The sequence below is a fragment of the Streptomyces sp. NPDC126503 genome (genome assembly GCF_040302405.1).
Lineage (GTDB): Bacteria > Actinomycetota > Actinomycetes > Streptomycetales > Streptomycetaceae > Streptomyces > Streptomyces gulbargensis.
Map to the genome: position 1 here is coordinate 241,189 of NZ_JBEORS010000010.1, position 5,375 is coordinate 246,563.

A 5,375-nucleotide genomic window follows, 5' to 3' on the forward strand; every position below is an offset into this window, starting at 1 on the left:
GGTCGGTGCGTTCCTGGTCACCGCCGCGCTCATCCTGCTCACGGCGCTGTGGCCCGCACTCGGCGCACCACGATGACGACCGGCTGCCCGGCACCCTCCCCGAACACCACCCTCGGCGCCGGCACGCCGCCGGATGCCCGTCCTTCCCGGATGCGCCCCACCGCGACCGCCCGGCAGGGACGTTCCCGCCCCTCCGGCATCCGCCCGACGGCAGGCGCCGCGGGCCGGTGGCGCGAAAGGGTCAGCCGTGCGCGGACGCCGGCGCGGCCCCGGCTTCCCGGCAGTGCGGGCAGCGCTCGCGACCGTCCCAGGCGGACCAGCCGAACTCGGCCGGGCTCAGCGCCGGGCCCTCCAGTTCCTCGCGGACGGCGGCGCGGTAGGACCACACGGCTTCCAGATAGGGGTGATAGACGTCGTGGAAGGCAGGAGTGGAGACACCGGCGCCCGCGGCGACCGTCCTCCGGAGGGCGCGAAGGCCTTCGAACATGGTCTGGCCCGCGCGCGCGATCCGGGGGCTGGCGTCGAGGAACAGACGCTCACGCACCTCGAAGATACGGGCGTCCACCAGCGCTTGGCGGCTCGCGTCCTCCAGATCGCTCTCCTCTCCACCGTTCTGCGCGAGGCGGCGCAGTTCGGTGTGGGCCGCGCCCGCCGCGGCGATGAACTCCGTGTAGACGACCCGACGGCGTTCCTGGAGACCACGCCGGTCTTCCTGGCGGGTGCGCAAGCGGTCGGCCAGCACCGAGCCCGCCATCGCGATCAGAGCGCCCCCCAGTGTGGCGGCCAACGTCGCCCATTCCATCCCGTGTCCCCCCGGCCGGTGTGATGAAAGGCCGCTTACCCCGCCCTTCCCTCTCACAGATCATGCACGATGTCCCGGCCCGCCGTGCCGCCGGGCTGCCGCGGCCGTGCCGGTCAGCGGTCGTCGCCCGGGCGGTGGACGTGGAGATCGCCATGGGCCGACAGAACGGCGGCAGGGTCACCGGGTCGGTGCCGCAGCACGCTGTCCAGAAAGGCGCGAGTCGTCGCGCTGACGACGCGGGGGCTCTCGGCGCGGCCCAGGGAGCCGACGATCGAGGGCACCGGCGGCAGATACAGGGGCCCGTCCATGAAGGTGAGGTGGGCGGCGCCGGGGAGGGTGAGCCGGTAGCTCGGCGCGGTGTTGCGCTCGAGGGCCTGGGTGAGGCGGGGCACGTAGCGTGGGTCGGTCTCGGGGGTGACGGCCTGGGTGAGCGCGAGCGTCGGCCGGCGGAGGGTGGGGGAGGCGGGGCCGTGGGGGTAGCCGTCCAGATCGACGACGGCGGCGAACCGGCGGTCGTTCCGGGCTGCCTGCAGGGCGGCGGCACCGCCCATGGAGTGGCCGGTGACCGCGGCTCGCCCGGTGTCCAGGCGCCCGGCCAACGGGCCGGCGTCCCCACCTCGGCCCAGACGGCCCAGCTCGGTGAGGACGAAGCCGAGGTCGGCGGCCCGCACAGCCGTCCAGGCGGCCGCCAGCTCGTCGTCCTCGTCCCGGTCGCCGGTGGAGACGGTCCTGGTGTGAATCGTCCGGCCGTCGGCGAGGACGACGGCGGCGGAGTCGTACGGGTGGTCGAGGGCGGCGACCACGTAACCGTGGCTGGCCAGGTCCTCCGCCCAGGCGGTGTTCTGGGTACGCACTCCGCCGGACCCGGGGGAGAACAGCACGACGGGGAAGCGTCCGCCCCCACCGGCCACTGGGGCGTCGAAGACCGCATGCGTGCGGGCGCGCGGGGCGCCGTCGACCAGGAAGCCGGGCAGGCCGACCTGGCGGGCGAGGGCGTCGGAAACGGTGCGCGCCTCCTGCTCCGTGCGTCCGAGGTACCGGGCTCGCCGCGCGCCCGCGGGGCTCTCCCGCGCCGGGTACCAGAGCTGGACCACGACTGTGCGCCGGTCGTGCGGATCGGCGGTGAAGCTCTCGGGGCGGCGAGGGTCGGTCCATTGCACCACGCGGGTGCCGACCGCGAAGCGGCCCGACGGTTCGGGAAACACCGGCACAGGAAGCGCCCAGGCGGCCAACAGGCCCATGGCGATCAGGCCGGCGCAGGCCATGGTCGCCGGCAGAGCCGGCCACCACCGGGCCCGCCACGCCGGCCGGCCGGTACGCCGGGTCGGACGGGACACGGCGAACAGCGACGCGAGGGCGGCGCCCGCGAGTACCGGCAGCATCTGCCAACGGAGCCCCACCGCACTCAGCACGATCGTGGCCAGGAGGACGACCGCCCCCGCCCCCGCCGTGACGCGTCCGCGGACGGCAGGAGGAAGCCGGCGCGCCACCACCAGCACGACGGCACTGAGCAGGACAAGGCATTCCAGGGGGGACAGGTACAGCCCCGCGACGGTCTCGGTCACCCGGCCATCCTCGGCGCGGGGTGTCTCCGGCCACATCGGCCCCAGGTCGCCCTCGCGTGCGACCTGAGTCGCAGTCCCGGTACGTCCCTGTGCGACCGGGGTCGCACAGGGGGCACGCCGACCGCCCCAGGACATCGCGAGCACGCGGCGAGGCCGGTGAGGAGCGCGGACGCCGGCGGGAAGTCCTGGCTGCGGCCGGTGGGGGAGCTGCCCCCTCCTGCCGAGTGCCTGCTCACCGGCCCCCAGCCGCTGCCGACGCGCTCGACCGCCCCGCGCCCCACCGTCCGACCGGAGCCGGTCACGCCGGCCGCGGCCCCGGCCCGAGCCGTACTGCCGAACCGGCCGCCGCACGCGGCGCGTTCAGTCCACAGCGCCGCCGGACGCGTCGTGGACGCCGTTCAGCACACCTTCCGGTAGGGAATGCCCGGCAGATGGGTGCGCCACTCGCCGGGCGAGAGCCCCCCTCCGGCACGGCGGCACACCTCGCCGACCACCCGCGCCGGATCGATGTCGTACGTCTGGACGGGGACGCGCGCCCCCGCCGCGTGCAGGGTACGGCCGTCCGCGCCGAAAGCGAGCGACAGGACGGCGTCCCCCGCACCCGGCAAGGCGGTGCCCAGCGGCTGCCGGGAGGCCACGTCCCACAGCCGTACGGTGCCGTACGACCCGGCCGCGGCGAGGACGGAGCCGTCCGGCGAGAAGGCCACGGCGGTGGTCTGCTCCGGTTCGCCCGGCGTGCCCTTGGACAGGCCGCCGGACAGCAGCCCGAGCGGGCGTGCGCAGCCGCCCGTCCCACAGCGTGATGCCGGCCCCCGAGTCGACCACGGTGGCGCGGTCACCGGCGGGGCTGAAGACGGTGAGGCACGCGCAGTTCTCCAGCGCGGTGCGCTCGTGTCCGCCTCCCGTGGTGCGGACGAGGGCGCCCGCGTCCGTCAGGACCGTGCCCCCGTCGGGGGAGACGGCGGTCAGGGCTCCGTCGTCCTCGTGCGTCCCGTCGTTCTTCCCCTGGTCCAGCACCCGCGGCTTCGTGCCGTCGGCTGCGTTCCGGACCGTGATCCCGCCGCCCGAGTCGGCCGTGGTCAGCAGGGTCGTGCCGTCCGGGCTGAGCGCGAGACCGGTGAACGCCGTGTCCCCGGGCGCGAGGGGCACGTCCACGAGGCTCCGGTTTCGCGTGGTGTCCCACACGGTGATCCGGGTCGGCCGGTCGAGAACGTCGGCCGGGGCCCGGCCGAAGGCGAGGCGCCGTCCGTCGGCGCTCAGCGACATCAGGGCGGGGGAGTCCGCCGAGGTCCCGCCCCGCCGGGGCCACCGGGACGGTGGCCAGGTGCCCGCCCGTACGGCCGTCGAGAAGGGACAGGCGGCCGGCGCGGGCGACGGCCAGTTCGGCCCGGCCACCTGCGCCGCGCTCCAGCGGACGCTGAACGACAAGGCGAAGGCCGGGCTCGAGGTGGACGGCGCCTTCGGACCGCTGACCGTCACGGCGCTCCAGCGGTACGTGAAGGCGAAGGCGGACGGCATCGTCGGTCCGGAGACCGTCACCGAGCAGAAGAAGGGCCAGATCCTCCTGTTCGACCGGACCGCCCCGTTCACCGACGCCCATGTGCGGTGGAGCTTCAGCACGGGCAACGCGCCTGGCTGGGACCATCCCTTCGAGATCCGCTTCCGGGAGACCCAGCGGTACGGGACCATCGCCCTGATGACGTTCGGCAAACCGGGCGAGGGCCGGGCCGGAAGCACGGGCGCGACATCACCATCGCCGGGAACGGCCACGACATCCAGCCCGACCACACCCGGCCGGGCACCCTGCTGGTCACCGACAGCCACCGCGTCCACTCGGTCGACAAAGCGACCCGGAAGGCCACCGTCACCGCCCGGATGTCGTTCGTGAAGTCCTACGTACGGCACGCCGGCGGCCAGGCCATGTGGACGGCCGACCCCGACATCGAGGACTCGGTCCGGGGCGGTGCGACCGTCCACTTCTCGGCGGGCGGCAACCGCACCCGCCAGGGCGCCCAGATCTACGAGGCGCGGCTCTGCACCACCCGGTTCCACTGAGTTCCCGCACGAAGAAGGCGGTGACCGGCGCCGGAGGGGGTAAGCGGGGCAGCACAGGAACCACCGCGTGCGGCGAGGAGAGAACATGACTGACGACGCCTACCTGTTTCTCGTGGACGGCCCGGCCACCGCGCCGGGTGCGCCGGTCGCCGTCGTGGGGGACCTGGAGTGTCTCGAGACCCCGGCGGTACGGGCCTGGCTGGACGCACAGGGAGTCACGGCCGCCTCGGGCGCGCTCCGGCTGCTGCCGCCCGAGGAGACGGCGGCCATCCCCGAAGGGGCGGAGAAGCTGCCCGTCCCGCTGAGTGACGAGGAACTGCTCCGGCTGCGCCACGCCCTCGCTCCCGGCGTCCACGCCCGGGTGGAGGAGGAGCTCCTGGCCTACCGCGACTGCGCCGGCGACCGCGACGCCCTCCTCGCCCGGGCCGTGGCGGCGGGGATCGCGCCCCACCGCATTGTGGAACTCACCGGCGAGGACCCCGCGACCGTGACGGCCGTGGCGTCCAAGGCCGCGGGCCGTCGAGGCTGACGGCCCCCGCGGTGACGGCGGTGCCGCGCCGAGCGCCCTGGGCCGACCGGGGTACGGCCCACCGCTTCACGGCGGATCCGTGGGGACCGACGACGTCGCGCCCCGCGTCCTCCGCATGATCCCGCGCCCACGGCTCCCTGGAGCGCGCCGAATCGCATCCCTGCGGACGCCCGATCGCGGTGAGGCGGCATGAAGGGCGGATGCGCGGGCAGACGGTGGTCGGGATGGTGGCATGGCCTCTGCCGCTCCTCACGGTTCTCCCCCCCCGGGCCGTGAGGAGCGGCGGAGAGGTCCGCCCGTCCACGGCGACGTGTGGGAAAGGCCGCAGCGGGGCGCCCGGGCACTCCCGGAACCCCTGGCGCCCAAAAACTAACAGCGCTAGTTTGGGCTGACGGCGCCGAACCGGTCGGCGGGGTGAGGGAGA

6 protein-coding genes are annotated in these 5,375 nt (G+C 74.9%); 3 read left to right on the top strand and 3 right to left on the bottom strand.

Translation table 11 applies throughout. From position 1 onward, the window contains the following. Positions 1–241: 241 nt before the first annotated feature. The 3 genes from ABTY40_RS16500 to ABTY40_RS16510 all read right to left on the bottom strand — a co-directional run bounded on the left by ABTY40_RS16500 (position 242) and on the right by ABTY40_RS16510 (position 3,074). Entirely contained in the window at positions 242–787 is a 546-nt protein-coding gene (locus ABTY40_RS16500; RefSeq protein WP_352060129.1) for a CchlQ, read from the bottom strand. Between the two features lie 128 nt (positions 788–915). Continuing rightward, positions 916–2,403 (bottom strand): alpha/beta hydrolase family protein, encoded by a 1,488-nt coding sequence (locus ABTY40_RS16505; protein ID WP_352060130.1) that lies wholly within the window; start codon positions 2,401–2,403, stop codon positions 916–918. 362 nt (positions 2,404–2,765) lie between these two features. Beyond that, positions 2,766–3,074 carry a WD40 repeat domain-containing protein gene (locus ABTY40_RS16510; protein ID WP_352060131.1) on the bottom strand — a complete coding sequence of 103 codons (309 nt, stop codon included), beginning with the start codon at positions 3,072–3,074 and terminating at the stop codon, positions 2,766–2,768. 617 nt (positions 3,075–3,691) lie between these two features. Here ABTY40_RS16510 and ABTY40_RS16515 point away from each other — a divergent pair. The 3 genes from ABTY40_RS16515 to ABTY40_RS16525 all read left to right on the top strand — a co-directional run bounded on the left by ABTY40_RS16515 (position 3,692) and on the right by ABTY40_RS16525 (position 4,951). Continuing rightward, the gene (locus tag ABTY40_RS16515) at positions 3,692–4,255 is read left to right on the top strand and encodes a peptidoglycan-binding domain-containing protein (RefSeq protein ID WP_352060132.1); all 564 of its coding nucleotides are present in this window, start codon (positions 3,692–3,694) and stop codon (positions 4,253–4,255) included. Continuing rightward, positions 4,252–4,422, top strand: a complete 171-nt coding sequence (locus ABTY40_RS16520) for a hypothetical protein (protein ID WP_352060133.1) — start codon at positions 4,252–4,254, stop codon at positions 4,420–4,422. Before ABTY40_RS16515 ends, ABTY40_RS16520 begins: the two co-directional genes overlap by 4 nt. A gap of 85 nt (positions 4,423–4,507) precedes the next feature. Continuing rightward, positions 4,508–4,951 carry a DUF6003 family protein gene (locus ABTY40_RS16525; protein WP_352060134.1) on the top strand — a complete coding sequence of 148 codons (444 nt, stop codon included), beginning with the start codon at positions 4,508–4,510 and terminating at the stop codon, positions 4,949–4,951. Positions 4,952–5,375: the final 424 nt, after the last annotated feature.

What these genes read in the sequence shown, in the direction of transcription:
- ABTY40_RS16505 (WP_352060130.1), bottom strand. Translation starts at nt 2,403, where the DNA reads ATGTGGCCGGAGACACCCCGCGCCGAGGATGGCCGGGTGACCGAGACC.
- ABTY40_RS16525 (WP_352060134.1), top strand. Translation starts at nt 4,508, where the DNA reads ATGACTGACGACGCCTACCTGTTTCTCGTGGACGGCCCGGCCACCGCG.